Source organism: Candidatus Ichthyocystis sparus (assembly GCF_900078745.1).
Classification (GTDB): domain Bacteria; phylum Pseudomonadota; class Gammaproteobacteria; order Burkholderiales; family 2013Ark19i; genus Ichthyocystis; species Ichthyocystis sparus.
In genome coordinates this window covers 1-1589 of the sequence record NZ_FKII01000093.1, presented here as the reverse complement: position 1 = coordinate 1589, position 1589 = coordinate 1, and the positions used below count along the sequence as shown (strand labels likewise).

The window sequence follows — 1589 nt, the reverse complement described above, 5'->3', positions numbered from 1 at the left end:
GAACGGCTATAAGTATAGCTGCATGTAGAGAGGCAGAGCTAGAGAGAGTAAAAGAGTACGGAAAGGACATTATGGAAAAGCTGGAGGTACTAGGATCATTAATCTCGAGAAAAAGAGATATAAGTACGATGAAAGAAACTGAGAGAAAACTAAGAAAAGTGCTGGCAGAAACGGGATCAGAAGACCTGCAAGAAATGGAGAAAGAACTAGATAAAGTGAGATCGAGATACGAAGAACTACAGCAAGCGGGAGCAAGAAATGCTTCAATGGAGATTGATCATCTAAGAACTAAAGAGGAAAGATTAAGGAAAAATCTAGACGGAGCAATAAAAAAAGAAATGGAAGAGAAAAATCTAGAGAAAGAGCTAGAGGCACTGGTAGCTAGAGAACTAGATCTGAAGAAAATGGGTTCAAGCGAGCTAGGTGAAGTGACAACAAGAATGAGAAAGATCGAAAAAACTTTACTGAAATTAAGAACAACAATAGCAGCAACCGGTAGAAGCGTAGAATTAGAGCTAGAGCTAGGTGAACTTATAAAGAAAAGGGGAGAGATAGAGACAGCGATAGATATGCGGAAAAGAGAAATGGAGTTAAGTAGATTAAAAATGGAAGCAAAAGTAGAATTAGGCAAGATAGAGATAGAGCTGCTTCTGAGACTAGAGGGGATAAAAACGAGAATAAGAGTGCTAGAACTAGAGCTGAGGTTATGGCTGGGGAAAATAGAAATGATCAAGTCTAGCATCTCAACTTTTGAACAAACAGAAGGAGAAGGAGCTGCCTCACCGTGAACTAGGAAAAGGGATTAGTTATGTCGTCCCAACCTGCGGCAGCTGTAAGCACCCTTGAACTCTAACAAGGCAACAATACAAGTGCTTATAAATAGCGTAAAGGCACATACATTTGCGGCAGCAGTGACAGTAGAAGGTGTAGATATCACGGGCGATCAAGAATCAAGCGCACCAGTGGTAGCAGTGGTGTAAGGTAAGGATTGCTACACATCGGCAAGCACTGGGTTGAACCAGAACATAATACAACAGACCCTGTAGAATATTCATGTTGACATCGGATTTAGTGTTAGCGCTGGGAATGAAACCCAATCAAGTGCTACTTCTAGGTTTGAACACGATAAGAAAGAGATTGAAGTAGGAAAAATCAGCAACAGAGAGTCGAAAAAAGGAGATAGAAATAGTTATGGGTATAAATAGGAAGAGCCATATAAAGTAAAATAAAGCATGTAAGACTGGGGGGAGCTGGATCATCGAGCTCGAAACAAAAGATATGGAGAACAAGTCAGGAATAACTAAGGAAAACGAGAGATAAATCTAAGGAGAGTGTTAGCAGAGTCGGGCCCAAAAAACTTTATAAGAGCAGAGAAAGAGCTAGAAAAAATGAGAGCGAGATATGAAGAACTAAAACAAGAGGAAGCGGCTGAAACAGAGATTAATTACATAAAAAATAAAGCGACAAGGGTAAGGGGAGATCTAAAAGACCAATAGCAAGAGACACTAGTAGCAAAAAACTAGATCTGGAGAAAATGGGGGTAAGCAAGGAAGAGCTAGATGTAAAGTAAGAGGAAGAGGGATAGGGAC

At 40.2% G+C, this 1589-nt stretch carries 2 protein-coding genes; both read left to right on the top strand.

The genetic code is table 11. From position 1 onward, the window contains the following. Positions 1-788: hypothetical protein (locus A6733_RS09255; RefSeq protein WP_176696810.1), on the top strand; the 788-nt coding region annotated here is incomplete at its 5' end. A gap of 543 nt (positions 789-1331) precedes the next feature. After that, complete coding sequence (locus tag A6733_RS09250) at positions 1332-1496, top strand: hypothetical protein (RefSeq protein WP_176696160.1); 165 nt, start codon at positions 1332-1334, stop codon at positions 1494-1496. Positions 1497-1589: the final 93 nt, after the last annotated feature.